Origin of the sequence: Streptomyces sp. SJL17-4 (genome assembly GCF_036826855.1) — a bacterium.
In the GTDB taxonomy this organism is placed as follows: domain Bacteria; phylum Actinomycetota; class Actinomycetes; order Streptomycetales; family Streptomycetaceae; genus Streptomyces.
This window is the reverse complement of record NZ_CP104578.1, coordinates 8,405,317-8,431,360: the sequence shown is the minus strand read 5'-3', so window position 1 is coordinate 8,431,360 and position 26,044 is coordinate 8,405,317. Positions and strand designations below refer to the sequence as shown.

Genomic DNA, 26,044 nt, shown 5'->3' with positions numbered 1-26,044 from the left:
GTGTCATCCCTGGTTGTACGGCGGTGGGCTGATCCGGCGGGCGGGGCCGCGTGGTTACGATCCGCTTATGTCCTTCTCGTACCGTGCTGTGTTTCGTCGGGTGCCGCCGGGTTGGTGGGCGGGTGGTCTGTGGTCGCTGGCGGCGTTGTCTCCGCTGGTGTGGTCGGGGCGGGGGGCGGGGGGTGCTGATCCCGGGCCGGTCGCCGACGCGTTGGGCGGGTTGCGGGGGCAGTTACTGCTGGTGTTCGCGGTGCTGGCGGCGTGGGGCGGGTGTGCGGTGCTGATGCGCCGGCCGTGGGTGGGATCGGCGCTGCTGCTGGCGGGGACGGTGGCGTACGCCGGGGCGTGGGGGCTCGATGAGCTGCCCGTGCTGCAGTTCCTGGCGGTGGACGTGGCGGTCGCCCTGGTGGCGGCGGTGCGGGCGCCGCGGGTGTCATTGCCAGTCGCGGGGGCGGCGCTGGTGGTGCTCGGTGTGTTCGCGGGGGTGAGGTGGGGCAGCGGTGTGGAGACGGGGACGGCGTCGGAGCCGTATGTCGCGCTGACGGTGGTGGTGGCGTGGCTGGCGGGCCGGTCGGTGCACCAGTCGCGTACGTACGAGGAGGAGGTGCGGCGGCAGTTCTCCGAGCGGGTCGCGGCGGGTGCGGTGGCCAGTGAGCGGCTGCGGATCGCGCGGGAGCTGCATGACAGTGTGGCGCACAGCATCGGGATCATCGCGTTGCAGGCGGGGGCGGCGGCGCGGGTGGTGGAGGCGCGGCCTGATGAGGCGCGTGTGGCGATGGTGGCGGTGGAGCGTGCGGGCCGTGAGGCACTGGCGGGGCTGCGCCGGATGCTGGGGGCGCTGCGGGAGGCCGAGGGCGGGGACGCGGCGGCGCCGTTGGATCCGCTGGAGGGGCTGGGTGGGGTCGAGCGGCTGGCGGCGGAGGCCGGCGGAGCGGGGGTGCGGGTGGAGGTGTGCTGGGAGGGGGAGCGCCGGCCGTTGCCGCAGGAGGTGGATTTCGCGGCGTTCCGGATCGTGCAGGAGTCGGTCACGAATGTCATCCGGCATGCGGGGACGGGTGCGTGCCGTGTGGTGATCGCCTTCAGGTCCGGTGAGCTGGGGGTGGAGGTCACGGACGGCGGGTCGGGTCCTGCGGACCGGGTGGGAGTGGGGTACGGGCTCATCGGGATGCGTGAGCGGGTGGCGTTGCTGGGTGGTGAGTTCTCGGCGGGTGGTGTGCCGTCGGGGGGGTTCCGGGTGGCGGCGACGCTGCCGGTGGGGCGGGTGTTATCTGCGGGGCCTGATGCTGGACGGGCGGCGTAAGTCGGTCCAGCCGATGGCCGGGCGGTTGCCGGACGGGAACATGCAGGCCCTGCAGCAGTTCGTGAACCAGTCGCGTTGGGATCCGCTGCCGGTGCGGCAGCGGATCGCCGAGCGATTGAGCAAGGCGATCAGCCTTGAGGTGTGGGTGATCGACGATGTGTCGTTGTTCCTGCCCGAGGAATGGGCGGACGACGAGGGACGGCGAAGAAGGGCTGGGATCCCCGACGACGTCCGGCGCGTCTCCAAAACCCATCTGGCTCTCGGGCTGCTGGACCGGCACCTGCACCACCTGCGGCCGACGCCCGCCCCGCAACAGAACCAGACGAAGAACCTCACGAAGCACTACTAGGCGGGTGGTGGTGGTGTGGGGCAGTCGTGCCGGTCGCCTTCGGAGCGGGGAGTTTTCCGGCCCTTCTCGCGGGCGCTGACGGTGCGGGGGTCGACGGCTTCGGCGGGGGTGCATTTGGTGTAGAGGCCGTCGGGGGTGGTGTCGCGGTCGTTGGGTGTGAGCCAGAAGACGCGGCGCAGGAAGGTTCCGGAGGCACGTGAGGGCTTGGCCTGGGGGGTGAGGGTGGCGTAGCCGATCATGCGGCCGTCGCGGTGGTAGGGCGGTCTGCCGCGGCGGGTGGGGAGCCGGTCGAGTGACTGGCGTACGTAGTCGAGGGTGTCGACGGGTTCGAGCCAGACGATGTCGTGCTCGTGGGTGAGTTCGTCGTTGGTGATCAGGGAGCTCACGGGGCCTCCGCGTCGGCGAGCAGACCGATGCCCGGATAGTACTTTCGCGAGTTCGACAGGACCATCTCCTTGGGTGAGGTCAGGCCGGCCAGTTCGCGTGCGCGTTGCGCGAAGGCGCGTGAGGTGATGGCCGGGGCCCCTTCGCTCTGGCACCACTTTTTGTAGGCATCGTACAGGCGTGCTTGTTCGGCGCGGTGGTGATGTCCGAGGGTGCACCGTTCTTCGAAGAAGCGGCCGGTGTGGTCCTCGGTCTCGGCGTAGGAGGTGGTGGCGACGCGGATCTGTTCGGGGCCGGTGAGGTCGCGGTCGCCGGAGAGGTAGCGGCGTGCGCCGTCGATGAGCCAGCCGAGGATGCCGGGGCCTTCTTCTGTGACGAGGATGTCGGCGAGGTTGTCGACCTTGCGTTCGTCTCTGACGACGCGTTCGAAGGGGATGAGCCGCATGCGGCGCCAGAAGGCGAAGCCGCCGGTGCCGACTTCGGGGCGGTGGTTTCCGAGGAGCCAGAGTTTGTGGGTGGGCTGGAAGGAGAAGAAGTCCTGGCGCATCCGGCGGGCTTTGATGCGGTCGCCGCCGGTGAGGAGTTTGACGCGGGCTTCGTCGAATTTGTCGCCGGGGCGGACCTCGTTGCAGACGACGACGCGGCGGCCGTGGAGTTCGGCGAGGTCGGTGGGGTGTCCTTCGTAGGGGCGGGCCATGAGGAAGCCGGGTGGTGCGGCGTCGGCGTAGTCGCCGAGGAGTTTCATCAGGACGTCGAGGAGGACGGATTTGCCGTTTTTTCCGGCTCCGAAGAGGAAGGGCATGACCTGGCCGCCGACGTCTCCGGTGATGGAGTAGCCGAGTAACAGCTGGAGGAAGTCCGTCATCTGCCGGCCGTCGGTGTCCTCGCCGAAGGTGTCGGCGAGGAAGCGGTGCCAGCGGGGTGTGGGCATGTGGCTGGCGGCTGTGGTGGTGGAGCGGGAGTGGAAGTCTTTGTCGGGGTCGGGCAGGCGGGTGCGGCCGGTGCGCAGGTCGACGATGCCGCCGGGGGTGCACAGGGCGTAGCTGTCGGTGTCGAGGAGGGCGGCGTTGAGGGTCATGCCGGGGGCGCTGCGGGCCTGGACGAGCATGGCGTTGATGCCGGTGGTGGACAGGGCGCGGCGGCGGTGCTGGAGGAGGGTGTGGACGGTGTGGCGGCCGGTGATGTCGGTGGTGGCGAGGGTTTCGGCGAGGTCGCCCGCGGCCCACAGGACCGTTTCTTCTTCGTCGGCCTGCCAGCGGGAGCCATCCCAGCGGTACCAGCCGAGTCCGGGGACGTAGCGGTAGTCGCGGGCGTAGAGGCGGGCGAAGAGTTTGGCGTTGCCGCGGTCGGTGAGGGTGTCGGGGAGGAGGCCTTGGTCGGTGACTCCGGCGGTGCCGTGGGCGGCGAGGGGGCTGGGGTTCTGGTGGGGGGTGGTGGCGGACTGGGCGAGGATCTGGGCGGCGACGGTGTGTGCGTCGAAGACGTCTGCTGCGGGTCTGGTGGTGGGGGGCGGGGTGGTGGGGGTGCTCACCGGCGCCTGCCGGGGGTGAGGGGGCGGGCCAGGCCGGCGCTCATGCCGCCGGCGATGATCTGCATGGAACGCCGGTCCTGTCCGGGGCGGGCGGCGTGGGCCGCTTCCCGCAGGGCCTGGGTGGCGGCGTCCTGGGTGATATGGCCGGCGGCCACCAGTCCTCCTAAGGTGTAGGCCGCCCGGTTGAGGACGGCGGTGAAGCCGGCACCGTCGTGGACGCGTCCGCAGTCGTTGATCTCCTGCAGGACGGTGGTCATGATCCGGGTGATCCGCTGGTGACCCGCGCCTGCGGCCTGTACGGCCTGCTGGGCGCGTGCGGGGGTGCGGCGGGGGTTGCGGGGGTGCGGGACGTGGGGGCGGTGGTGGCCGGTGCGTTCGAGTTCGGCGGCGAGCCAGCCGGGCAGGGGGGCGGGGGTCAGGGAGCCGTCGAGGGGCTGGTAGGTGCCGGTGGGGGTGGTGGTCGTGGGGGCGACGATGTAGCCGCCGTGGGCGCGGATGTCGACCTGCCAGGCGAGGGCGCGCTGGGGGCTGTTGCCCGAGGAGCAGCGCCAGTGGCGTGTGGCGTCGGCGCGGTACCAGAGGTGCAGTCCGCCGGAGGGTGTCCGTACGCGCAGGGTGGAGGTGTCGTGGGCGGGGTTGTCCTGGCCGCGCAGGGCGGCGAGGACGGCGAGGGTGTCGAAGCCGTTGGTGAGGCCGGTGAGGTCGACGGTGTCGCCGATCTCGATTCCGGGCCAGATCCGGTCGCGGGCGGGCGGGGGTGCGGGGTGGGTGTCGATGTCGATGACGACCAGGCGGGCGGGGCCGCAGGCGACGCCTACTCCGTGGTGGGGGTTGTCCGTCCACCAGCGGGTGATGCGGTCGGTGTCGAGGGTGGCGGCGTGGAAGCCGTGGCACCAACGGTGGGCTGCGGGGCAGGGGCAGCCGGCGGGTGTGTGTCCCGGGGTGCGGCAGGCGGTGCAGTTGGCCAGGGGGATCTTGCGCCCCGGGAGCAGGGGGTGAACCGGCCAGCCCTGCTCGGCGCACCACAGCGCGGTGGCGAGTCGTGTGTTGCCGGGCATGGCGCCGCGCCATGCATCAGTGTGATGACGTCGCAGGTCATCAAGCATCCGCATCCCCCCAGAGCGACCGAAGCGACCCTTCGGTGAACACAGACTAAAACAGCTTGTCGATCGAGGACACAGCCAAATTTTTTGCGGCCACCGCCGCGCGCAGCGACCGGACTTCGCTCGGTCGCTGCGCGGCTCTGGCGGCGAAACCCCAGCTGGGAGAGGCTCGGCGTCCCCTCAACAGCGACTGAAGCGACCGAAGTTCCGGTCTATGAAGGCGGCAGCACACTCCTTCATGGCTTCCATATATGGAAGATGAGAGTCGCTTCGGTCGCTCGCCGCGCCCCGACAGGCCCGTGACCTGCGAGAATGCACTTCCAGTGCAGCGACCGAAGTCCCCGTGGGCGCAGGTTTCTTTGAGTCGCTGCCCCGCCCCTGCCGGACAGGAGTGGCTTTTTGGTGTGGGAGATGCGGATGCTTCGTGTGGCTGTCCAACTGCGCCCGGGGCGCTGTCCGTCCGGCGGGTGTGGCTGTCAGGCTCGCGGCCCTGTGCAGAAGGGAGCGGGGCATGGACGACGAGTACCGGTGCGAGATCTGCGGCGAGAGGAACAGTGTGTGGGACAGGCCGTCCGGGCTGTGGGCGGAGCAGTACCTGCTGCCGGTGGAAGCGGACTGCTGGAACTGCTCCGCCGTCAACATGCTTCCGGACTGCTGACGGTGGGCCTGCGGGAGTGGGCGGAAGGGGTGGCCGTGGGTGGAAGGGTGGTCGGGGGCGGGTCGCACTACGATGGACGGATGCCCGCCGCCACACCCGCGCCACCGCCCGCCCGCCGCACCCCCGGGAACCACCACCCTCTCCTCCCTTCCTCCGGCACCCGCGCCGTCGCGGGACGCGCGGACGCGGGTGCCGAGCGGGGTGTCCGGTGATCAGGGTCGGGCTGGTGGACGACCAGCCGCTGGTGCGGACCGCGCTGCAGATGGTCATCGCCCAGGCCGATGACATGGAGGTCGTCGGCGAGGCCGGTGACGGGGCGGAGGCGGTCAGGCTCGCAAAGGACGCGGCGCCGGACGTCATCGTGATGGACATCCGGATGCCCGGCATGGACGGCATCGAGGCGACCCGGCGGATCGCGGCGGGCCCTTCGGCGGCACAGGTCATCGTCCTGACGACGTTCGACGAGGACGAGTACGTGTACGGGGCACTACGCGCCGGCGCGGCGGGTTTCCTGGTCAAGGACATGGCCCTGGAGGAGATCCTCGGGGCGATCAGGGTGGTCGCCGCCGGGGACGCGCTGATCGCGCCGGGAATCACCCGGCGCCTCATCAAGGACTTCACCGCCCAGCCGCCGTCGACCACCGCCGCCGCGCCCACGGGCCGGCTGCAGGGCATCACGGACCGGGAGAAGGAGGTCCTCGTCCTCATCGGCGCGGGCCTGACCAACACCGAGATCGCCCACGAGCTGACCATCAGCATCGCGACGGCCAAGACCTACGTGACCCGGCTCCTGGCGAAACTCGGCGCCCGCGACAGGGTTCACCTGGTGATCCTGGCGTACGAAAACGGCCTGGCGGGCCCCTCACCACACCCCTGACACACCACACACCGGCACTGTACGCCCACCCGCGCGGCGCCCTGGAGCACGTCCGGGCCCAACAGGTACGCGCCACGGACGGCGCGGGCGGCGGACTGCTCGCGGTCACCGGTGCGCAGGAGGCCCCGTCTCCCCCGCAGCTGCGGCAGGACCCCCGCCGACGACCTGGCTGCCGCCGGTCACGTCACCGCCCTGATCGGCGAGCGCGCCAACGCGGAGCCCGCGGCACTGCCCGTGCACTGCCCGTCTGACCCGCCTACCGAAACGGTCCGAGCGGCCGCCCCAAAACGCCCACCCGGGAACCGGCCACGACCGCCCCAGGGCCGGCCACTCACCCCTCAGTACCTCAACTCACCCCCATCACCCCCACAGGGGAAAGGGGGAACCCACCAACGGGGGAACCCACCAACATGGCGCACCCGGCATCAAAGTCCGGCACCCGCTCCGCGCCCCCCGGAGCGCGGAGCGCTCCAGGACGGAACCGATCGGAACAGAAGAGATCTCCGTCTCCCTTCTTCTCCCCCCCTTTCGCCGCGGAGCGGCGAAGACGTGTGTGCAGGACTCGCCGCGGAGCGGCGGGGAAAGCACCCGCCGACCGTCGCGTAGCGACGGCGCGATGAGTCTGCGGAGCAGACCGCGCGCAAGGGTCACGTTATTTACTGGTGCCGGTAAAGGGCACGGGGAGGGGTTCGGGGGTGAGGGCGCGGCGCAGCTGCTCCATGCGGATCGGCATGGGCTCCCAGCCGGGCTGGCCGGCCATGACCCAGTTCAGCGCGGTCATGCCGCGGGCGAAGGCCTGGGTCAGTCCCTGGTGCCGCAGGGTGATGCCGGGAGGCCCCGCCTTGGTGGGGACCAGCGTGACCCACAGCGCGTTACGTCCCCCTTGGAGGGGCTCCACGAGCCGTTCCCGCACCTCGAACCAGCGCCGCAGGGCCACTTGGGTGCCGGGCTGCAGCGCGTACCACTCGGTGTCGGGCAGCGGCTCGAGCTGGTCCCGGGCGGCTTCGACACGCCGGCGCAGCGACTCGGAGAGCCGGTGGCCCTGGCCCCACAGCACCGCACGCGCCGACGACGGTGCGACTCCGGCGAGTTCGGCGATCTCCTCGGCACGGTTCGGCGACGCTTTCTGCTGCCGGCGCCGCAGCCCGACGGTCTGACGGCCGGGCGGCAGATCGTCCAGGCGCAGCGCCGCGAGCTCCCCCGATCGCGCGCCGGTGTCCAGTACGAGACACACCATGGCCAGCAGCCGCGTACGGTCCTGGAAGGACAACGTCTTGCCCTCCCGCTCCACAGGGCCCCCCGCGGCCAGCTCCACCAGTCCCCGGTACACCTCCCCCAGCATCTCCACCCGTACCACCGCCTTGGGTTCCGGCTGCTCCACCACAGGCAACGACACCGTGACCCCCTCGGGCACCACCAGCCCCGCCATGATCCCCAGGCAGTCCCGCACGATCCGCAACGTCGCCACTGGCAAGGCTCGTTCACGCCCCTGCCCGGGCTCCAGCGCACGCAGCTCCCCCGCGCGCGCCAGGTCCCAGAACACCCGCAACACGGGCCGCTCGAACAGCCCCTGCACCGGACCGGCCCCGATCTCCCGCAGGCGTTGCGAACTCAACGCCCGCTCCCACATCCCCACCACCATCCACAACTGCCGCGCCCGCACCCGCGACACCTTCACCCCCACCACGGGCAATCGCTCCTCCCACACCCCACCCCGAGGAGCCACCCGCTCCACCGCCCCCACAAGCCCCCGCACCGCCCGACACGTCACACCGGACAACCCAACCCCCACAAAGCCAGACACCATCCGACACACCACCGACCACACCCGAAGCGCATGAGCAAGGGTCACGTTATTTACCGTACCCAAGCGCATGCCTGAAGCGCAGGATCACGTTATTTACCGTACCCACTCCCGCGCCACCCCACGACGGCACGAACTCCCCCACCAGCGAGCTGTCAGCCGACAGCCCGTATTACTCCCGTAAGCACAAGCGGCACGGCATGAACGTCCAGGTCCTGACCGACCCCTTCGGGCGTCTGTTGTGGGCTTCGCCCGCGCTGCCCGGAGCCACCCGCGACCTGACTGCCGCCCGTACCCACGGAAATCATCGATGCCCTCGCCGCTGCTGGGCTGAAGTGCTGGGTGGACAAGGCGTACCAAGGCGCCGGCCACCTCGTGCGAGTGCCCTTCCAGAGCCGCCGCCTCAAGGGATGGAGGCGGCGTCACAACAACACTCAGGCCAAGATCCGGTGCCTCGGCGAGCACGCCATGGCCACCCTGAAGGGCTGGCGCCTGCAACAGAAGCTCCGCTGCAGCACCAACCGGATCACCAACATCGTGAAGGCCGTCCTCGTCCTTCACCACGCCTCAACCTGAGGTTGGAAAGGCTCAGCAACTGCTGGCGCATCTGAACGACCGCGCCGGGAAGTACGCCCAGCGCAACAACGGAATCTCGCCGTACGACGTCGGAGACATCAGAAAGCTGTTCGCGACCCGCGAGCGGGCCCACATGCTGGAACCCCGCTTCCACACCATCGTCGCCCAGCCCGGCCTGCACGCCGGTCAGGCCACCAACGACCAGCTACTTCTCCTGGCCGGTGCGGAGAAGTACGTCCGCGAGACCACGGCCGGCGACTTCACTATCCACTGCAGTCAATAGCCGGGCCTGACAGCGCCGCGCAGAACCTCTCGGAGTCTGCGCGGCAAAGTGGAAGACGCCGTTCGCCCCCGTCCAGACCGACGACGTCGAACAGCGCGGCTGGATCGGCGACCTCTTCCGACCCACCCGCACCCTCACCGCCCACGGCTCCGTCCCCACCGCCGAGACCGACCGCCCCGGGCGGCGGTCTCGGCGGACACCTGAACTGACACCACTGCCGCGTGCCCGCCCTCCACCACACGGTGGCCGTACTGGGTGTTCAACTTGTCGATGGGCGGAGGGCGGAGGGCGGCGGGAGGCGTTTGGCGCGCTGGGTGGTGGCCCGCCGACGAGGTGTACGGCGAGGGTGAGGCCGCGGGTGATCTGTCCGCGGCTGCGGATCCGGTCCCAAGCAGACGATGGCCTTGCCTGTGGACAGTGTCCGCCCCTCGGCCCCCGGTCCCCGGTCCCCTGCCGTGGCGGGGTCTGGTGTGACTTGCTTCGTTGGTGGCCAGGGGCGTACTGACGTCCCTCTCAGCGGAAGTCCGCCGCGTGGTCCACCGCCCACTCCCGGAAGGATTTGGCCGGCGTGCCCGTGATGCGCTCCACTTCATCGTTGACCGGTTCCGGATTGCCGAGCATCTCCACCTGGGCCGGCAACACAGCCTCCACCAGCTCTGCCGGATAGCCTGCGGCCTTCATCTGCTCGATGGCCTCGTCCAGCGCGACCTCCTCGAACCGCACTGGTCGCCCGATCGCCTCACTGATCAGCGCCACCTGCCGTTCCTGGGTGATCAGTTCGAGGCCGGTGATCAGGGGGCGGGCGCCGAGCAAGGCGTCAGTCGTCAGCGCCTGGACGGCGACCGCAGCCATGTCCGCCTCGTGGATCAGCGGGCGGGCCAGCCGTGCCAGCGGCGCCCGCACCACGCCGGTGGTGCGGACCTCCTCCGCCCAGCCCAGCGTGTTGCTCGCGAACCCGGTGGGCCGCAGTGCCGTCCACTCCAGGCCCGATGCCTCGATCAGCCGCTCCAGCTCCGTGTGGAACATGGTGATCGCCTCGCCCGGCCTCTCCCTCTCGCTCCCGACTCCGGCGGATGACAGGTACACCACCCGCCGGGCGCGCTTCCCGATCGCGTCGATCACATCGGATGCGCCCTCGGCGCTCAGGAACGGCCACACCAGGAAGACCGCATCGACGCCCTCCAGCGCCGCGCCCAGCGACGCGGGATCAGCGAGATCACCGTGTATCGCCTGCACACCCTGCGGGAAGGAGGCCTCCCCTCGCACCAGCGCCCGTACGGGCACCCCCGCCGCGTGCAGTTGGGCGACCACCGCGCCGCCGACCCTTCCCGTTGCGCCGGTCACCAGGATCTTGGGCTGTTCCATCGGAATCTCCTTGTCTCGCCGTTCGATGGCACAACTCTCGAACATCAACCAAGGTTCAGGTCAAGCACCGGCCGGTCGGACATCACATCTGGGAGGATCCGGGGCATGCTCACAAACCAGGCCTCGGTGGCCGGCTTCGACGACGACGCCCCCTTCAGCGCCCTGCACGAGCAGGCCGCCCACGACGCCAACGACCTCGTCTCGGAGGTGCGCACCGCGGTCGAGTACGGCATGTGTGATCCCCGGGACTCGGTGGAGATGGTGTGCGCGGGCGCGGAGACCGCCGAGGCCGTCGTGACAGCACTGTCGAGTCCGTGGTCCCTCTACACCCCGCAGGACGCCGCGACGGTTGCTTCCGCGCTCTTCGTCCAGCTCCGACACACCGCCGACGCACTCCAGGAGCTCGGTCGGGCGGTCGGGCGGGTCGCCGAGCGCGGCGAGGCCGTGGTGCCCGCCGCGGCCGGTCCCGGACAGCCGGCAAACCTGGGTGATGCCCTGGCGACACTGCGGGCGGTGTCCGGACAGATCCACGGTTTGGTCGCCCGGCACGCCTCCACCACCGTGCGCGCGCTGCACGCGGCCCCGGGCACGGCTCCGGTGCCCGCCGATGCCCACGAAGCCGTGGCGGCCGTCGCGGCCCTGCTCGCCGAACAGCACGACCACGCGGTGACACTGAACACCCGCCACGCGGACGGCGAGTACGAACCTGAGTCCGACGGCGGGTTCGGGTGTGGCTGCGACGTGACAATCCTGGCTGCCGGCAAGGAGTACAACTTCCACCGCGGCGACTCGGAATGGTCGCTCACCAGGGAGTCGGACGGCCGGGAGCTGTCGGACGACTCCACGGTCTACGGCACCCATGAAACCCTGAGCACGACCCTGAAGACCGCGCACCCGCAGCAGCTCGTAGACGACGTCCTGCGGATCATCTCGGACGACGTGAGCGCGCCGCAGGGCTTTGCCGGCGGGCTGCCGGGCCGTCCCGCCCATCGAGGGTGACTGCTTCTGGGCGTGGGCTCGCCCGGCGCCTGGACCTGGACCAGGATGGGGGAACCGTCCGCGCGGCCCTACCCCCCGAGCGCGGGCAGCCGGCCGCCCCTCCACAAGGGGACGTGTACTGGTCAGGGAACCTTCAGGCCGGAACCGAGCCGGACGACACGGCCCCCTCGCCCCATGGCCGGCAGGTAGGGCCTGGCGGACGAAGCGCCCCTCGTTGGTCCGGCCCGGCTCCGGCCGGCCGGGCCATCGGGGAGCGCTCATGGGCCAGAGGCGTGGAGCGACCGTCGGAGCCTTCGCCTTCGGTCTCCCCCGCGACCGCGGGCCCTCCCACCTCACCCTCCTGTGTGTGCTCGCCGCGCTGTTCACCGGCTCCCTGCTCCTGATCGAGGACATCGACACGCCTTTCTCCGGCCAGATCAAGATCACCAACGAAACCATGGCGCAGACCGCGCAGGACATCTCCGAGGACCACGCCACCGGCCACCCCGACGGCACCCTGCCGTGCGACGCGGACGGGAACCGGAGTTGACCCGGATGCGACGGGGCGAAGGCTCGCGTCAGGGGAGGTCTGCGGGCCGTTCGCCGGTGTGGGCGGCCCAGTTGGTCGGCGGAGGTCCTGGCGTCCATGAGGAAGGCGCTCAGGTAGCCGTTGTGCGGGAGGTGGGCAGGGGCCGACGTGCAAGGCGCGGATGGTGGGGTCGGCGGCGCAGCGGGCTGCCAGGTCCTGGTCGTGGGTGAGGAGGGTCAGGGCGAGGGAACCGCCGAGTGGAGCGATCCCCTCCCGCCGGCTCCACGGGGCCGCCCCTACGCAGGAAAAAGGGGGAACTCGAAGGCATCGCGAGCTCCGTCCGTGCTGCTCATGCGGGTGACCGCCGGCCGGAGCAGAGCACTGCCGCCGCCGGGGTCGGCGACGAGCTCGGAGGTGTCCGGCCGCCCCGTCCACTCCCCCGTCCCAGAGTCCCGCCACCATCCCGGGGGCCCGCCGACTCACCCGGCGCGGAGCTACCGACCATCGAATTCCCCAGGACCGGCCAGTGATCAGCACCCTGGGCACGGCGGAAGCCACCGGGGCCCCTCGGCACCGTCGACTCCAACCGGCGCACCCATGCCATCGAATTGGCCACATTCCTCGTCCTTGACCCCAGCGCGAGCGCGGCTCCGGCGCCGTCCAGACAGGCGTACGGAACGGCGTGCGGCATGATGCTCACCTCGTTGGCGGCCTGGTGCCACAGCTCCTCGCCGGTCTCCGTGTTCCAGGCGACCGCACCGTTGCCGTACTGCGACACGTGCCGTACTGCACCACGGCGGTCCTGCCGTCCGGGGAGATGGCGAGGCCGTCGTCATCGATGGCGCCGTCCGTATCGATCCCCGGCTCCTCTACGAGCCGGCGGCCGCCCATCGATCAGCGTCATCAGCGCTTCGGAATCACCCTACGAGGACCACCCCAGGAGGGCCTCGTCGCGCCGGTACGGCATCAGCCGGGCACTGGCACTCCCCGACTCCTCGCCGGACGGCGCATACGGCGTGCCGCTTGGCTCGCTCGGGCTGCGGACCATACTGGTCGGGCCCCACATCGCCCACCGAACGGTTCCATGGACAACAACAGCACCTCACCGACCACCGTCCACGACACCGCCTGGCTCGGGCGGGGGCGTCACCTCGGGCCCGAACCCGAGCGGGACGTCCGGCGCAACCTGCTCGCTCTCAAGGCGGCCCGGGTGATCGACGACTTCCTGGACCTCGACCCCGTCGAGGCGGCACGTTCCACCGACCTGTACCCCCGGGACGAGTCCGCCGACCCCGGCCCGTTGGCCCGCCGCCTCTTCGAAGCCCGCTGGCACGTCGCCGACGACGTCGCCGTACGCGCGCAACTGACCACCTACGAGCCCGAGTCGCGCCGTACGAAGAGCGAAGGTGTCACCTGGGTTCTCGCCGCCGAGGCCGAGCAGGCGTGGGAAGCGAGCTGGCCCTCACCAGCCACCATGTTCTGGCCCGACAGCGACCAGATCGCCTGGGACCACGAGACGGACAACGTACGCCTGCGAACGACGAACCACCTGCCCAAAGACGACGACGACCTGCGCCGCCTGCTGCGGGCCTGCACGCGGCAGAGCTGGTTCATCCATGTCGTGGTACACGAGGCGATGACGCCGAACGCCCTGGGAAGCCGGCCGGTCACGGCGTTCTTGCCACCGAGCCTGCGCCACCGGGTGGTCGAACACCGGGCCACACCCGAACAGGCACTGATTGCCGACTTCGTGATCAAACGTGAGCTGGGTGTGGGGATACCGCGCGGCGGCGCCGTCATCCTGCCCCCGACACCACAGGCCCCCGGCTACGACGCGGATTACTTCACCATCCGCAATGTCATCCTGGACGGCACGGAACCCACCCAACTCCTCGACAAAATCAAGGAGTTCGCCTCACTGCCCCGGCCACTGCCCGCCGGCGCGGAACAGGCGCTGACACGGCTGCGCCAAGGCTGGCACCTGCTCACCCCCACCGAAGAACTGGCCCACGCACGGGCCATGGTCACCAGGTACGCCAAGGCGCTCGAAGCCATGACAGCATCCTGCGACCTGTACCGGGAAGCCGCCGAGTCAGCCCTCGACGCCCTCGCCGAGACCACCAACAGCAACGCCCCCCGGACAGCATCCCCGGCAACAGCCAAGCACGACCCTTCACCGTGGAAGACCCTCACGAAGACACTCGCCCGCTTCCGGGGCCCCAACCCCCAAACGCCGCAGCCGCAGGCCCCGCAGCGTCCGCACAGCCAGTGAAACGCACAGGAACAGCCACCGATCACACTCCGGCCTCCCCGGACAAGGCCAACCGGCCACAGTTCGGACACCCGGTCGCCGACGCCGCCCCCCTCTCCTCGGCCAACGCCGAGGAGGCCGGCGACGTCCGCCACCCCCGGAACATGACGGCCGGCCGCCGGATACACACCCACCGCCCTCAACACCGAACCCCCATCTCCACACCGGCCGAGTTCAACGCCACCAACCGCACACGCGCCGCCAAGGGCCTCGGACGAGATTTCCGCGATGAGTGAGCGGGGAACAGCCCCACGCGAACGGGAAGCCAGGGTGACTGCGGTGGCATCACACCCCACCCCCATCCCATCCCGATCCATCCTTCCCTGCCCCCGCCCAAACAGAACGGGTATCCACCGCGCCATCCAGCACCTGGCCCTGAAGACCACCCCGGCTGCACCCCCTGCCACCGAGACAGCCATCAAGCTCCTCCCACACGTCCTGACCACTGCCGGCTGGCACCAGGCGAACCAGTCCTGGCCCAGCTCCCCCCTAAGAACGCCTAACACAATGAGGTGGATCGATCCTGGTGGCCGTGTCCGGTCGGCGGGTTCGGCATTGTCGGGGCTATGGGGGCTTCACCGTGGATCGTGCCGGATGACCTGGGGGAGCGGATCGAGCCGCTCCTGCCGAAGCGGGAGAGGCGGTTCAGATACCCGGGTCGCAAGCCGGTCCCGGACCGGCAGGTGCTGTGCGGGATCCTGTTCGTGCTGCATACCGGCGTCCAGTGGGAGCACCTGCCACAGGAGTTCGGCTTCGGGTCCGGTATGACGTGTTGGCGCCGGCTGCGGGGCTGGAACGAGGCCGGAGTTTGGCAGCAGCTGCATGAGGTGCTGCTGGCCGAGTTGAACGCAGCGGCCCGTCTCGACTGGTCGCGGGCGGTCGTCGACTCCAGCCACGTCAGAGCGTTAAAAGGGGGCTCCAGACCGGTTTGTCGCCAGTCGACCGGGGACGGGCCGGCTCCAAACACCACCTGATCACCGACGGCCACGGCACCCCGCTCACGGTCATCCTCACCGGCGGCAACCGCAACGACGTCACCCAGCTCATGCCCCTGCTCGATGCCGTCCCACCAGTCCGAGGCAGGCCTGGACGGCCCCGCCGCAAGCCCGAGTCGGTCTTCGCCGACCGAGGCTACGACCACGACATCTACCGCGACCAGGTCCGGGCCCGCCGGATCCTCCCTGTCATCGCCCGCCGCGGCACAGCCCATGGCAGCGGCCTGGGCGCCTACCGATGGGTGGTCGAGCGCACCTTCGCCTGGCTCCACGGCTTCAGACGACTCCGCGTCCGCTGGGAACGCCGAGCCGACATCCACGAAGCCTTCCTCAAGCTCGCCTGTTGCCTGATCACCCACCGCCAGGTGGTGTCCCTTGGCCGGCCCGGCAAACTGATCGCATGAACCGATACGCCCTGCAATCAGCACTGTCCCAAGACAGCAGCGCATCTGCCCGCGCAGCCCGGGTCGAGCTGGAGGCAGGCGCGGACTTCGAGGTCTTCCTGAACCAAACGGCTTCCGCAGAACAGCTCTGGGCCACCTGGTCCTGGCGGCACGAAGTCATGCTCGACACGGGCGTCACACCTCGGCCCGGACTCGCCGAAGCCGTCACCAGACTTCAAGCCGCAGGAACCGCTCAGGTCTACATGGCGACCGTCACTGCACCGCAGAGACGCTTCATCCTTGTCCTGTCGGAAGACCTCACCCAGTGCGTCGCCTGCTGGTGACGACAGCTCATTGTGTTAGGACCTCTAAGACGATGTCCACCGTCCGAGACATCGCTGTGGTCCGCCTTCACACTCCTCAAAGCCCCGAAACCGCAGATACAGACACCGCCACCAGATGAACGCCATCAAAGGCCGCGGGCGCACCAGCCGGAGCAAGTACGCGTTCGGTCTGCCGACTCATCAATCACCCCTGCCCTCGACCTGCCGTTCGGCGACCGGCCGCGGAGGCGAGGCGGGTCCGTCGACTGCCACTTCCTTGCTGACCGTCCGCCAGTTCAGGCCCGTCTCCTTGGCGACCTCGGTCAGGCTCATCGATCCGGACTCGACCAGGCCACGAAACGCCGCGGTTCCAGCCGGCGCAGCGGATCCAGGACCACGGCCACCCCATCTCTGCGAACTCGACCAACAGACAGCAGAATGCCGAACCTCAGCACCTCAGGAACTCTGCACCTCTGCACCTCAGGAACTCAGGAACTCTGCACGTTCATCCGTGCGCGGCCATGCACGTTCATTCGCGTGTACGCCGACGGGGCCAGAGGCAACCGATACCCGGGGCGAATAAGACCGTCCTGGACAACCACCGTCCCAAGAGATTCTGCGGCCTGTAGAGCGCCTCCGAGTGAGCGGACCATCCCCGGGGACGCGGGGTGGCGTGTGTTCAACGGTTGTGCTTCCCCCGGCCATGCTGTCGACTGCACGGACCCTGTTCTCTCAAGCATCCGTGCCCGATCCCTGGTCGCGGTGGGCCGTCCAACAGATGCGAAGATTCGGCCCAGACCCGGGCCGCTTTGCCGCACTCCGTCTCACACCCTCGCCGGTCCCTCTTCACACCGTTCAGGCGCCCACGCAGCCAGGCCAGATCCGCCAGTGCCCAATCGAAAACAGCCTCACCGAGTGCAGAGGCCAGGGCCTTGCCGCTGCTGCAGCAGAAGCGCCGTAGCCATCCACGCAGCCCTTCACCCTGGCGCTCTTTGGCAGGCCTTGCGTGAACCAGCGGGCCGCTCGCGCACTCGGACCAGTCACACAGCTGACATTGTCGGCACCTCAGGACCGATCAGCGGCACCCAGCCAGCCAGCCAGCCAGCCAGCCAGCCAGCCAGCCAGCCAGCCAGCCAGCCAGCCGACCAACGCCGCGACCTCTTGTGCGGCATCAGCTTCCTTTCCCCGATCTCTGGGCGTGCCACCCCCAAACAGGCTCTCCCGCATGGGGCCCCATGTACCCGGGACGGCACGAAAGGCCCGTTCATGGTTCGCTGGTGTCGCCCGGCAGGCACGTGTGGGCAGGGCGGGTCCACATCGAACGGCCTGGTCTTGTCATCGACAACCCTGGTGAGCTCAGACAGAGCTATGAGCAAGGACCCTTTCCTGTTCCCATCTCTGTGCCGCACGGTATAGGCGGTGCTTGCGCTCCCTGTGCATCACTTCTGGGAAGACAAACTGTCTTGGCCACGGGCCGGGGTCACCGCCCGCGGCTGAAGGCACACTCAGGCCTACACATCGGCTGACCTGCGGATCCGTCACAGTGCGCGCGCCGCAAATAGCCGGCGTCCCGCCGAAGGCTGCTTCACACGGGCCTGTCAGGCAACTGCAGAGGTGCGCTCGCGGAAGGCAGCCACCCTCTTGGGAGGGGCTCGGTTCCTGCCTGGGGGCACCGTGGAACAAAACCCAGTACAGGGATCCCACTCCAGCAGGCCATGACTGTCTGGTGTGTCTGCGCAGGTCAAGACACACGTGGATGAGTCCACATCCCTGTGATCCCTGTATGGAACGAGGATCACAACATGCTTCCCCGGAGGTCCCCGCACCTTCTGCAGTGAGTGGCGTGAAGAGTAACCACTGGAGGAAGGACTGAGAGCAAGGCAGAGGAAGTGGAGAGGGCATCGCCCAGTGCGTTACGGTGTATCTACCTCTGCAGGCTCGCCTACAGTGGTAAGCAACGACAACGGCTCCTGCTCCGGTCAAAGAAGAAGGAGCCGCTGCACTCGATGGGACTCGTCCCGTTAACCTGCCCTCTTGGCGTTGGCGCGCCAGGGGGCAGAGTGCGTTTCTGGGCTGGTCAGAGCGTTACGCAGAGCGCTTCTGCGCTCAGGTTGCTGCGTTGGTGTGTTGCTGTGTTGCTGTCGCATCGACGTACACGGTTTCGCCCTGCGAACGCTGCGTCAGCGGTACGGGCCGTTACCGAGGCAGCAGCCTTCTGGATGTCGTTCCCAGCGCACCGCCCCTGTGTGTTGCCGCGGCCAGAACCAGCGCTTCGCACTCCACGGCATCCGCAGCCGTACAGCGGGCATCTGCCAACCGGTGATGCGCCGGGCGCAGGACAGTCGCAGAGACTTTCACCGTCGAGTGCGACGTCTGACGGCAGTGGCACGAGGCAAATGGCCATCACAGCTGAGGACGGCTTGACTGCTCGAGCCGGCCTGCGGCAAGCGTCGCGCGGCAGGTCCCTTTCACCGGCGCCTGGACACTCCGGGCTGCCTGTCACCGGCCGGGACGAACGCGGGCAGCAGGCCTCAAGCACACCCTCACCTCTGCCGCCAGCGGTAGGCGGCAGAGGTCACGAACCCACCCAGGCACCTCTCCGGTCCGGGGGCCACCCTCTGGTGAGCACGCTACGAGCGGCGCACACGGACACTGGTACGCCGACTGCGGCTTCGGCCAGGGCGCAGCGAGAGCTGCAGCTGGAACTGGAGCTGGAGCTGGAGCTGGAGCTGTGCCGGCTCGGATGCCCGTCATCGCCTGTCCCCAGCGACTCGAAGGCGACTCTCGTGATGCAGCGTCAAAGAACTTCCACGATGGATCGTCACGCGGAGAACAGCCCCCGGATAAATGCGTGGACAAGATGACGCCCCTACCTCGCTCTTACTCTGGCACATTCCCGGGCCGAAGCGGAACAGACCTTCCTCTGGGCAACGGGCCGAGAATCACCGGCACCGGTCCGTGGCAATCCGCCGGCGCTCTTCGCTTCCACCGCGGACGGGAAACAGCTTCGGCCCATCTCATACCGCCCACAGTCATGTGACGGAGCGCCAGGCACACGTCGGCGAACAATACTTCGCCATCGAGTCCCCTCCAGAGGCGCGGCCAGCAGAATCCGGATCGACTCGCGAACGGGAGACCGCTTACCCAACCCGCAACGATTAACCAAAGCAAATGGGCCTATGCGGCATGAGGCCGGGTCAGGTGGGGCCTTTCGCATGCCCGGTCCCACATCGCCGGGGCGCCCCGCGTGCGCGGCCCGCCTGACCGCCCGGCGGACGAGATCAAAGCCGATTCGTATAGAAGTTCGATCTCGCCCGGGTGGCGGCACCTCGGCGCCGTCACCGCGAAAGAGCGGAGCCGCCGCGCGAGGGGGGCCGGCGCGGCGCCCTTTCGCGCCGATACGCCTCACGCGGCGGCCCCTTCAACTCGACACGCGCACCACCAACGGCACGGAAGCACTGCTTCCGTACGCGATCTGGAGCTCCATCCCAGCCTCACAGGTGAGGAATTGCCTGGTCAGACCTCGAAGGATTCACCCCTGGAGCGCAGTTGACGTCGCGGGAACGATCGAGCTGCCCACCGCCTGTAGAGTGTGACTACGCTCCGCGTCGATCCGGGAGGGCCGTGGTTCACCCGTGGCCCGGCTTTCCTGGTGGGACACGGGGTCCGGAAGGACAACTGAATGAGCGGTACCGGCGACTACGACGGCGAGCCCCCCACCCCGGAAGGGGAGGAGGAGAAGCCGGCGGAGAGCCGGGGCAAGAACCGTGAGAAGCGGTCCAAGGCGCTCGACATCATCACGATGCTGTTCGCCGACGACATCTCGGACTGGATCATCCATACCGGGAAGCAGCTGCTCGAGTATGTGAGCGGCATGTAGCAGCTTTCTGCCCCCTGGCGCGCCAACGCCAGAACGGCAGGTTCACGGGACGAGTCCCATCGAGTGCACAAAGGCGGCCCCCTCTTCCTGACCGGAGCGGGGGCCGCTGCCGTTCCCCTCACCGCCCGCGATCCGTTGACGAGTTCACACCAGAACCAGACTCGCCCTTCAGTCACCCCATGTCCACGCAATCCGCGGGACCCGGCGCACGATCGCGTACGGCGGTGACCTCACCCGAGGCCGCCGGGAACTGCGAGTGGAACCCGAGGCCGAAAGCGCCGGGCCGCGCCGGGCCATTACCTCAACCGGTACTTTGCGAACGCCATCATTGGATGATCAACCTGTGGATGGCCAGAACCCTTACGAACCGGGCTTTCTGACGCAGTGCCTCATCGAAGACTTAGCCCTGCCCACACGGCACTCACAGTGCATTGCCCGAGCCAGCCCCGACCTCCACCCTGCAAATGAATCCTCGAGCTTTCCTACCGTTACAGGGCCAAGACACGAAGCAGGACGGACCATTGAAACCCCGCTCCTCCTCTCAGCCCTCCCCCACGCCTCGAGCAGGAGAAAGATGGTGCCCCCTCTCTCATTGCGTCCACCCGGGGAGAGATGAGACGAGGAATGGCCCTTGCATTCACGGCTGACGGCCGGCCAGTGACATCCGAAGAGCCAGACCGGCCTCTCGGTCTTCGACCGGTGTCTTCCGAGACGTTCGAAGGACTCCACGCCCGGCAAAGGGCGATCCGTGGAGGAATGCTGCGCCCGCGGGCAGCCACGCCAGGTTGCCTGCCGAGTCGTACGCGGGCGTACCCGGACCTTGCTGAGGTGTCGCCGACGGGGGACGCGGCGTGAGCGGACAACCCTCATCCCGAGGGAGCGGGCGGAGCACCCGGACATCGTTGACGTCCGCGGCGGACACCCCGACGACCACAGGCAGCCCCCGCGCAACTTTCGGATCATGCAGCTTGCTGCCCAAGCGACCTGGGTCGTCGAGGGACGGGGCTCGCGCACCCGCTGGTTCGAGGGCGATCGACGCACGTTGTCCCCGCCGGCCATCCGAGCGGGCACAGCAGCTTCAGCTGCCGGTCCAGTTCGTGAAACGAGGGACAACCGAGCTGACTCGCAGGACATACGGCCGACCAGGACAACCGCTACTGACATCGGCCGGCCCCCACCTTCCTCGCGATTTCGGGACGGATGGACGCGAACAGCGGCCTCAGGAAGGACCCTCGTCGGCCCCCGTCTCCCTCCCCCACCACCCAGGCCCCGAGCAGCCCCGTCCCCACCCCAGCACCACGAGCACCCCAGCGCCCGCCGTCGATCACAAAGCCAACGACTCCGCCATGAGCACCCTCCTGTCCTCGGCAGGGGGCACTCTGGTCGCCAGTGGCGTCGTGCTGATGCTCCGGCGGCGGCGCACCCTGCAGCGGCGCCGACGCGACAACGGCACAGCCATCGCGATGCCCGCTGGTCATGCAGCGGTCACCGAGCAGGCGCTGCGCAGCGTGAACTCGACTGCGGAACTGCTGCTGTTGGACACGGCGTTGCGTAGGCTCGCCTGCCACCTTGCTGCTGAGGAACGGGCGCTGCCGCCTCTGGCCGCGGTTCAGCTGGGTGCCGGGGGCGTGCTGCTGCACCTGTCCGAGACCGCGGTCAGCAGTGAAGGGATGAGCCCGCTGGACGCGGTGGCTCCGTTCACTACCGTCCAGGTCCGGTCAGGGGTGTGGTGGCGCCCGGCCGGCTCCACCGAGCTCCTGGGCAGCGACGATGTTGCCGAGGTCGCCGCTCCGTACCCGGGGCTCGTACCGCTGGGGGAAGACACAGGCGGCAGCGTCCTCCTCGTCGACGTGGAGGAGTTCGGTGCGCTGCACCTGACGGGAAGCCGCCGCCTGCAGATGCTGCGCACCCTGGGTATCTCGCCGGCTTTGTCTGCGCTCGGGCAGGTCGATGCCGTGGTCGCGGGTGGGGACACGGCCCCGGGTCTGTCTCTTCTCGACGCCCAGCGGGTCCAGCCGCATCCAGACCTCGCATCAGCTGCGACTGCAGCGGGTGCGCACCATGCCGACCAGCAGCGGCTGATGGCTGATGTGGATCTGCCGGATCTGTTTCACGCCCGTGTGTCGGATAACGCCGAGGAGTTCCCGCCCCTGGTGGTGCTCTCCGATCTCGACACCTGCCCGGCTCCCGGAGCCGTCAGCCGGCTCGACGACATCCTGGACGCCGAGCCGCTGTCGTCCACCGCGGTGATCACCAGCGGTGCCCAGCCCGCCCGTGCGGCAGCCAACGAGGTGTGAAAGATCGACACCGACGCCCCCGTCCTCGCGGTGCCGAACACCACGCTGCACTTTGTGCTGTCGATGTGCAGCGACGACGAATACGCCGACATCCTCACACTCGCGGTGACAGCGGGCTCCCCCACCGGCGTACCCGCCGCAGAACGAGTCCCCCTGGCCAAACTCCTCCCCGGCCTCGAACCCACCACCGCCTCCGCCCCCCTCACCAGTGCCAGGCTCCGATACAGGCGGGGCGACGCCGAATCTGCTGTCACTCCTCGCTGATCTCGATGAGGACCCTGAAGACGCGGGTGAAGAAGAGGAGGAAGAGGAAGAGGAGGGGACCGAGGGCGGCGGCGAAACGGTTCCCGAGGCATCGGTGACCGTCAGTCCTTCCTCGTCCGCTGCCGTCGCCACGGTTCGCAGCGCCGGCGTTGTTCCTGTAGTGCCGGTGCTGCCTGCCTCCACGGCGCCAGGGCAGGTTGTCCTGCCCTCCTCGCGGGCCCTGCCACAGATCAGTGTCCGGCTGCCCAGTCCCGTCCCGCCCACTCCCCCACCCCAGCCCCCGGCACCACCCCTGGGCCCGCCGGCTCACCCGGGACAGAGCAAGCGGACGTCGTCTTCCCCCAGCACCGGCCAGTGGTCAGCATCCTGGGCGCGGTTGACGTCACCGGGGCCCGCGGCACCGTCGACTCCAACCGCCACACCCGGGCCACGGAACTCTCCGCGTTCCTCGTCCTGCACCCCGGCGCGACACCCCCCCGATCGACGAAGTCCTCTCACCCCACGGCGGGCTGGCCAACCCCAAAGCCCGCAACACCCGCCTGCGCGATGTACGACGGTGGCTCGGCCTCGACGATGAAGGCCAGCCCTACTTCCGCCGCATGACCAAACACGCCGAAGGCCACCGCCTCGTAGGAGCGGAATGCGACTGGATCCAGTTCCAGCTCCTCCACGACATCGCTCTCCAAGTTCCCCGCAACCAAGGCCAGGCCCTGCTCCGCCGCGCACTCGAGTTGGTACGCGGCAGCCCCTTCACCGGCGTCAACACCACCTACTACAGTTGGGCCGAACCAATCATCGAAGACGTCAACGACAAGGTCGTCAACAGCTCCAGCCTGCTGGCGAACTGGTACCTCGAAACCGGAGACGGCCCAGGCGCACTCTGGGCCGCCCGGCGCGGCCTCGAAGTCGCCCGGGAACGCGAAGAACTCTGGCGCCACCGCTTCCGCGCACTAGGCCGTGTGTCGAGAGTCGCTGAGAGGCAACGTTGTGGCGGGCCAGAGCGTCCATGGGATTGCCGGACTCGGCTTGGCCAGGGTGTTGAGGGGGCTCGTGGAGCGGGGTATGGGGAAGCAGGACGGTCCAGGGCGAGAGCTGAACGCTTACGAGAAGGTCTACGCGGAGGACCGCCGCGCCATGCGCGCGATGTTCCGCGTGAGCATCGGCGGTGCCCATGCCGGGCTCGCCATTACGCTCTTCATCGTGGTCTTATTCGCTGCGATTGGCTGCAACGTATGGGCTCTGATCGCTGGCGGAGCGGTTGCGTTCTGGTTCACCGTCGCCCTTATCGCGGTTGTCGGTGGCGGTCGCCGCAGGTGGGCCGCGGTCAAGCGCGCTTACCTCTTAACTTTCGGCTGGGCCGGCTGGCTGTGATCGTCGGCGAGGGTATGGCCGACGCGAGTAGGCAGCATCGGCAGCTCCGTCGGTCACAGCCATTCTCCGATCGCGGCGACAACGACGGTGGCTTCGAAGCGGACGGCGAGTTTGCCGAATCGGGTGGCGACCGCCCGGTGCCTTTTGGGGCGGTTGATCCCGCACTCGACCGCATGGCGTTCGCGGTAGTCGACCCGGTCGAAGCGCGGCGGCCTTCCGCCGCGGGCGCCGAGCTTTCGGCGGTTGCGCGCCTGGTCGGCCTTGTCCGGGATGGTGCAGCGGATCCCGCGGCGGCGCAGGTAGGACCGGTTCCTGCGGGAGGCGTACGCCTTGTCCGCCCGCACCCGATCGGGGCGGACACGTGGCCGGCCTGGACCGATGCGGGGCACCCGGGCCTTCTCCAGCATCCGTTCGAATTGCGGCGAGTCGCCGCGCTGCCCGGCCGTGATCACGATCGCCATGGGCTTCTGGCCCTGCTCAACAGCCAGGTGCAGCTTGGTGGTGAACCCGCCGCGTGAGCGACCCAGTCCGTGATCATCGGGCTCGGTGAACACGCCGCCCGGCGCTTCCTTCTGCAGGTCAGCCTGCTTGCGGGCCCCGGCCGCATGCTGATGAGCACGACAGACAGTGGAATCGACGCTCAGGTCCCACGTGATCGCCCCCTTCGCATCGGCCAAAGACTGCAGCCGAGTCAGGACCCAGTGCCAGATGCCCTTCCACTGCCACCGGCGAAACAAGTCGTAGACCCGGCCCCACGGCCCATACTCGACAGGTACGTCACGCCACGGAACACCAGTCCGGACCCGAAACCATATGCCATCGATCAACCGCCGCCGAGACCAGACGGGCAGCCGGCCCACCTTGGTGCCCTTCGGCAACAACGGCTCCAGCACCGCCCACTGCTCGTCCGTGAGATCTCCCCGACCCATGAACCGTGATCATGCACAATCCAAGATCCACTTTCGACACACGGCCTCAAGGGTGTTGCCAAAGCGCTGACCGTGTCGCACAACGATGTCTGATTTCCGCGAGCGAGATGCGCCTTTGCTGATCATGCTGGCGCCATGACGATGTCATCCACTACAGACTCAGTGACAGTCCTCACCGGCATGTATGCGGCTGAGGCCGAGTACCTGGCGGCCGGAGGCCCTGGCGAGGCTTCGTTCAACGTGCTCGCCCCCTTCTTCGCGTTGAATGTCGAGCTGCACCAGGCGGATGCTCTGCCATACGGAGGTACTTGGCGTGGGCACAAAGGAATGACGCAGTTCTTCCTCACGATGGGACAAGTGTGGGAGACATTCGACATGGTGGAGCAGGAGTTTCTTGCCACCGGTGAGACTGCGGTCGTGCTCACTCAGGTCCGTGCTCGCGCTCGTGCGACCGGCCGTGAACTCAGCTTCCCAATCCTGCAAACGATCACGGTCAAGGACGGGCAGATCACCGAGGTCCGTCCGTTCTACTGGGACACTCAGGCTATCGCCGACGCCTGCGCCGGGTCCGCGCCGACACACTGAGACCGACTGCAAATCCGCTGGTCACAGCCACTCGTTGAGGACTGCGACCAATACAGTCGCCTCGTCGCGGACGGCAAGTTTGTCGTACCTTGTCGCCACGGCACGTTGGCGCTTGAGACGGTTGATCCCGCACTCGACGGCATGCCGCTGCTTGTAGTCGGTCTTGTCGAACTTCGGCGGCCGGCCGCCCCGGGAGCCGAGCTTCTGGCGGTTTCGGACCCGGTCCGAGGGCACTGGGATCGTCGCCTTGATCCCGCGTCGGCGCAGGTAGGCCCGGTTGCTACGGGAGTCGTACGCCTTATCGGCACGCACTCGGTCCGGGCGCTTGCACGGCCGCCCGAGGCCCAGCCGGGGGACCCGGATCGCTTCCAGGACCGACTCGAACTGCGGGGAATCACCCCGCTGACCGGCCGTGATCATCACCGCCAGCGGCTTCTGCCCCTGCTCGACTGCCAGGTGGATTTTGCTGGTCAGCCCGCCGCCGGACCGACCGAGACCGTGGTCGGCCGGCTCGACGGCAATGCCGCCGGGCGGCTCCTTCTGGAGATCCCCCTTTTCGCCGCCCGGCGGCGTGCTGGTGGGCCCGGCAGACCGTGGAGTCGACGTTCACCTCCCAGGGGATCAGGCCCTTCGCGTCCGCCTCGGCCTGGCGCTGGGTGACGATCAGGGCCCAGGTACCATTGCGCTGCCAGCGCCGGAACAGGTCATAGACCCGGTCCCACGGGCCGTAGCGCTCGGGCACATCACGCCACGGAGCACCAGTACGGGTCCGCCACCGTATGCCGTCTATCAGCTGCCGCCGCGTCCACACCCGTGGACGGCCCGGCTTGACGCCCTTCGGCAACAACGGCTCCAGCCGGGCCCACTGGCCATTCGTCAGATCACCGCGCCCCACAAGAAGTGATCATTCACGACCAAGATCTACTTTCGCAACAGACCCTAGCCCTCCTGGGCGACCACGACGGACTC

General features: G+C 68.8%; 24 protein-coding genes and 2 pseudogenes. 17 read left to right on the top strand and 9 right to left on the bottom strand.

Annotation, left to right across the window (positions count from 1 at the left end):
- Positions 1 to 67: 67 nt before the first annotated feature.
- The gene (locus N5875_RS37985; protein WP_338498999.1) at positions 68 to 1,300 is read left to right on the top strand and encodes a sensor histidine kinase; all 1,233 of its coding nucleotides are present in this window, start codon (positions 68 to 70) and stop codon (positions 1,298 to 1,300) included.
- A pseudogene (locus N5875_RS37980) lies at positions 1,209 to 1,574 on the top strand (transposase); the annotation flags it as partial. The gene N5875_RS37985 and the pseudogene N5875_RS37980, both read left to right, overlap by 92 nt.
- A gap of 71 nt (positions 1,575 to 1,645) precedes the next feature.
- Here the strand turns inward: N5875_RS37980 and N5875_RS37975 are convergent.
- Genes N5875_RS37975 through N5875_RS37965 form a run of 3 tightly spaced genes read right to left on the bottom strand, consistent with a single transcriptional unit; the run spans position 1,646 to position 4,622 of the window.
- A complete protein-coding gene (locus N5875_RS37975) occupies positions 1,646 to 2,035 on the bottom strand; it encodes a DUF6009 family protein (RefSeq protein ID WP_318212283.1) in 390 nt (129 codons plus the stop codon).
- A complete protein-coding gene (locus N5875_RS37970; protein WP_338498997.1) occupies positions 2,032 to 3,564 on the bottom strand; it encodes a phage/plasmid primase, P4 family in 1,533 nt (510 codons plus the stop codon). Before N5875_RS37970 ends, N5875_RS37975 begins: the two co-directional genes overlap by 4 nt.
- Positions 3,561 to 4,622 (bottom strand): bifunctional DNA primase/polymerase, encoded by a 1,062-nt coding sequence (locus tag N5875_RS37965; protein WP_318212281.1) that lies wholly within the window; start codon positions 4,620 to 4,622, stop codon positions 3,561 to 3,563. Before N5875_RS37965 ends, N5875_RS37970 begins: the two co-directional genes overlap by 4 nt.
- 556 nt (positions 4,623 to 5,178) lie before the next feature.
- On the opposite strand from N5875_RS37965, the gene N5875_RS37960 reads away from it, so the two are divergent.
- From N5875_RS37960 to N5875_RS37950, 3 genes are all read left to right on the top strand, one after another.
- On the top strand, positions 5,179 to 5,325 hold the full coding sequence (locus N5875_RS37960) for a hypothetical protein (RefSeq protein WP_338498996.1): 147 nt from the start codon (positions 5,179 to 5,181) through the stop codon (positions 5,323 to 5,325).
- A gap of 80 nt (positions 5,326 to 5,405) precedes the next feature.
- Positions 5,406 to 5,537, top strand: coding sequence for a hypothetical protein (locus N5875_RS37955; RefSeq protein ID WP_338498994.1), 132 nt, complete (start codon positions 5,406 to 5,408; stop codon positions 5,535 to 5,537).
- 14 nt (positions 5,538 to 5,551) lie between these two features.
- The gene (locus N5875_RS37950; protein ID WP_338498993.1) at positions 5,552 to 6,202 is read left to right on the top strand and encodes a response regulator transcription factor; all 651 of its coding nucleotides are present in this window, start codon (positions 5,552 to 5,554) and stop codon (positions 6,200 to 6,202) included.
- Between the two features lie 652 nt (positions 6,203 to 6,854).
- Here the strand turns inward: N5875_RS37950 and N5875_RS37945 are convergent.
- On the bottom strand, positions 6,855 to 7,889 hold the full coding sequence (locus tag N5875_RS37945; RefSeq protein ID WP_338498992.1) for a hypothetical protein: 1,035 nt from the start codon (positions 7,887 to 7,889) through the stop codon (positions 6,855 to 6,857).
- A gap of 269 nt (positions 7,890 to 8,158) precedes the next feature.
- Between N5875_RS37945 and N5875_RS37940 the strand changes: the two are divergent.
- Both N5875_RS37940 and N5875_RS37935 read left to right on the top strand, forming a co-directional pair.
- A pseudogene (locus N5875_RS37940) lies at positions 8,159 to 8,582 on the top strand (transposase family protein); the annotation flags it as partial.
- A gap of 133 nt (positions 8,583 to 8,715) precedes the next feature.
- Complete coding sequence (locus tag N5875_RS37935) at positions 8,716 to 8,865, top strand: hypothetical protein (RefSeq protein WP_318212276.1); 150 nt, start codon at positions 8,716 to 8,718, stop codon at positions 8,863 to 8,865.
- Between the two features lie 513 nt (positions 8,866 to 9,378).
- Here N5875_RS37935 and N5875_RS37930 read toward each other — a convergent pair.
- On the bottom strand, positions 9,379 to 10,230 hold the full coding sequence (locus tag N5875_RS37930) for an NAD(P)H-binding protein (protein WP_318212275.1): 852 nt from the start codon (positions 10,228 to 10,230) through the stop codon (positions 9,379 to 9,381).
- A 105-nt stretch (positions 10,231 to 10,335) separates the two neighbouring features.
- On the opposite strand from N5875_RS37930, the gene N5875_RS37925 reads away from it, so the two are divergent.
- The 6 genes from N5875_RS37925 to N5875_RS37900 all read left to right on the top strand — a co-directional run bounded on the left by N5875_RS37925 (position 10,336) and on the right by N5875_RS37900 (position 15,770).
- A complete protein-coding gene (locus tag N5875_RS37925; protein WP_338498990.1) occupies positions 10,336 to 11,229 on the top strand; it encodes a hypothetical protein in 894 nt (297 codons plus the stop codon).
- A 259-nt stretch (positions 11,230 to 11,488) separates the two neighbouring features.
- Positions 11,489 to 11,758: a hypothetical protein gene (locus tag N5875_RS37920; RefSeq protein ID WP_338498988.1), complete on the top strand. Its 270-nt coding sequence runs from the start codon at positions 11,489 to 11,491 to the stop codon at positions 11,756 to 11,758.
- Between the two features lie 1,063 nt (positions 11,759 to 12,821).
- Positions 12,822 to 14,009 (top strand): hypothetical protein, encoded by a 1,188-nt coding sequence (locus N5875_RS37915; protein ID WP_338498986.1) that lies wholly within the window; start codon positions 12,822 to 12,824, stop codon positions 14,007 to 14,009.
- Entirely contained in the window at positions 14,006 to 14,284 is a 279-nt protein-coding gene (locus tag N5875_RS37910) for a hypothetical protein (RefSeq protein WP_338498984.1), read from the top strand. Before N5875_RS37915 ends, N5875_RS37910 begins: the two co-directional genes overlap by 4 nt.
- 330 nt (positions 14,285 to 14,614) lie before the next feature.
- Positions 14,615 to 15,447 (top strand): IS5 family transposase gene (locus N5875_RS37905; RefSeq protein ID WP_338498982.1). Its coding sequence is split into 2 segments (ribosomal slippage): positions 14,615 to 14,938 and positions 14,941 to 15,447, totalling 831 coding nucleotides; the frame shifts between segments, so codons are not numbered across the junction.
- Positions 15,444 to 15,770, top strand: coding sequence for a hypothetical protein (locus N5875_RS37900; RefSeq protein ID WP_318212270.1), 327 nt, complete (start codon positions 15,444 to 15,446; stop codon positions 15,768 to 15,770). The genes N5875_RS37905 and N5875_RS37900 overlap by 4 nt, the downstream gene beginning before the upstream one ends.
- Positions 15,771 to 15,950: 180 nt before the next feature.
- On the opposite strand, the gene N5875_RS37895 is transcribed toward N5875_RS37900, so the two are convergent.
- A complete protein-coding gene (locus N5875_RS37895) occupies positions 15,951 to 16,082 on the bottom strand; it encodes a hypothetical protein (protein WP_338498981.1) in 132 nt (43 codons plus the stop codon).
- 3,349 nt (positions 16,083 to 19,431) lie between these two features.
- On the opposite strand from N5875_RS37895, the gene N5875_RS37890 reads away from it, so the two are divergent.
- Positions 19,432 to 19,629 carry a hypothetical protein gene (locus N5875_RS37890; RefSeq protein ID WP_338498979.1) on the top strand — a complete coding sequence of 66 codons (198 nt, stop codon included), beginning with the start codon at positions 19,432 to 19,434 and terminating at the stop codon, positions 19,627 to 19,629.
- Between the two features lie 1,346 nt (positions 19,630 to 20,975).
- Positions 20,976 to 21,926, top strand: a complete 951-nt coding sequence (locus tag N5875_RS37885) for a hypothetical protein (protein ID WP_338498976.1) — start codon at positions 20,976 to 20,978, stop codon at positions 21,924 to 21,926.
- 758 nt (positions 21,927 to 22,684) lie between these two features.
- Here the strand turns inward: N5875_RS37885 and N5875_RS37880 are convergent.
- The gene (locus N5875_RS37880; RefSeq protein WP_338498974.1) at positions 22,685 to 23,128 is read right to left on the bottom strand and encodes a hypothetical protein; all 444 of its coding nucleotides are present in this window, start codon (positions 23,126 to 23,128) and stop codon (positions 22,685 to 22,687) included.
- 124 nt (positions 23,129 to 23,252) lie between these two features.
- Here N5875_RS37880 and N5875_RS37875 point away from each other — a divergent pair, with 124 nt between their 5' ends.
- Positions 23,253 to 23,561: a hypothetical protein gene (locus tag N5875_RS37875; protein WP_338498971.1), complete on the top strand. Its 309-nt coding sequence runs from the start codon at positions 23,253 to 23,255 to the stop codon at positions 23,559 to 23,561.
- A gap of 53 nt (positions 23,562 to 23,614) precedes the next feature.
- Here the strand turns inward: N5875_RS37875 and N5875_RS37870 are convergent, their stop codons facing one another.
- Positions 23,615 to 24,490, bottom strand: a complete 876-nt coding sequence (locus tag N5875_RS37870; RefSeq protein WP_338498969.1) for an IS5 family transposase — start codon at positions 24,488 to 24,490, stop codon at positions 23,615 to 23,617.
- 135 nt (positions 24,491 to 24,625) lie between these two features.
- Here N5875_RS37870 and N5875_RS37865 point away from each other — a divergent pair, with 135 nt between their 5' ends.
- Positions 24,626 to 25,075: a nuclear transport factor 2 family protein gene (locus N5875_RS37865; protein WP_338498966.1), complete on the top strand. Its 450-nt coding sequence runs from the start codon at positions 24,626 to 24,628 to the stop codon at positions 25,073 to 25,075.
- 21 nt (positions 25,076 to 25,096) lie between these two features.
- Here the strand turns inward: N5875_RS37865 and N5875_RS37860 are convergent.
- Positions 25,097 to 25,970 (bottom strand): IS5 family transposase gene (locus N5875_RS37860; protein WP_338498965.1). Its coding sequence is split into 2 segments (ribosomal slippage): positions 25,097 to 25,583 and positions 25,582 to 25,970, totalling 876 coding nucleotides; the frame shifts between segments, so codons are not numbered across the junction.
- Between the last annotated feature and the right edge of the window lie 74 nt (positions 25,971 to 26,044).

What these genes read in the sequence shown, in the direction of transcription:
- N5875_RS37965 (WP_318212281.1), bottom strand. Translation starts at nt 4,622, where the DNA reads ATGCCCGGCAACACACGACTCGCCACCGCGCTGTGGTGCGCCGAGCAG.
- N5875_RS37900 (WP_318212270.1), top strand. Translation starts at nt 15,444, where the DNA reads ATGAACCGATACGCCCTGCAATCAGCACTGTCCCAAGACAGCAGCGCA.
- N5875_RS37920 (WP_338498988.1), top strand. Translation starts at nt 11,489, where the DNA reads ATGGGCCAGAGGCGTGGAGCGACCGTCGGAGCCTTCGCCTTCGGTCTC.
- N5875_RS37930 (WP_318212275.1), bottom strand. Translation starts at nt 10,230, where the DNA reads ATGGAACAGCCCAAGATCCTGGTGACCGGCGCAACGGGAAGGGTCGGC.
- N5875_RS37895 (WP_338498981.1), bottom strand. Translation starts at nt 16,082, where the DNA reads ATGAGCCTGACCGAGGTCGCCAAGGAGACGGGCCTGAACTGGCGGACG.
- N5875_RS37870 (WP_338498969.1), bottom strand. Translation starts at nt 24,490, where the DNA reads ATGGGTCGGGGAGATCTCACGGACGAGCAGTGGGCGGTGCTGGAGCCG.
- N5875_RS37960 (WP_338498996.1), top strand. Translation starts at nt 5,179, where the DNA reads ATGGACGACGAGTACCGGTGCGAGATCTGCGGCGAGAGGAACAGTGTG.
- N5875_RS37935 (WP_318212276.1), top strand. Translation starts at nt 8,716, where the DNA reads ATGCTGGAACCCCGCTTCCACACCATCGTCGCCCAGCCCGGCCTGCAC.
- N5875_RS37955 (WP_338498994.1), top strand. Translation starts at nt 5,406, where the DNA reads ATGCCCGCCGCCACACCCGCGCCACCGCCCGCCCGCCGCACCCCCGGG.
- N5875_RS37865 (WP_338498966.1), top strand. Translation starts at nt 24,626, where the DNA reads ATGACGATGTCATCCACTACAGACTCAGTGACAGTCCTCACCGGCATG.
- N5875_RS37985 (WP_338498999.1), top strand. Translation starts at nt 68, where the DNA reads ATGTCCTTCTCGTACCGTGCTGTGTTTCGTCGGGTGCCGCCGGGTTGG.
- N5875_RS37875 (WP_338498971.1), top strand. Translation starts at nt 23,253, where the DNA reads ATGGGGAAGCAGGACGGTCCAGGGCGAGAGCTGAACGCTTACGAGAAG.
- N5875_RS37890 (WP_338498979.1), top strand. Translation starts at nt 19,432, where the DNA reads ATGAGCGGTACCGGCGACTACGACGGCGAGCCCCCCACCCCGGAAGGG.
- N5875_RS37915 (WP_338498986.1), top strand. Translation starts at nt 12,822, where the DNA reads ATGGACAACAACAGCACCTCACCGACCACCGTCCACGACACCGCCTGG.
- N5875_RS37925 (WP_338498990.1), top strand. Translation starts at nt 10,336, where the DNA reads ATGCTCACAAACCAGGCCTCGGTGGCCGGCTTCGACGACGACGCCCCC.
- N5875_RS37885 (WP_338498976.1), top strand. Translation starts at nt 20,976, where the DNA reads ATGAGCACCCTCCTGTCCTCGGCAGGGGGCACTCTGGTCGCCAGTGGC.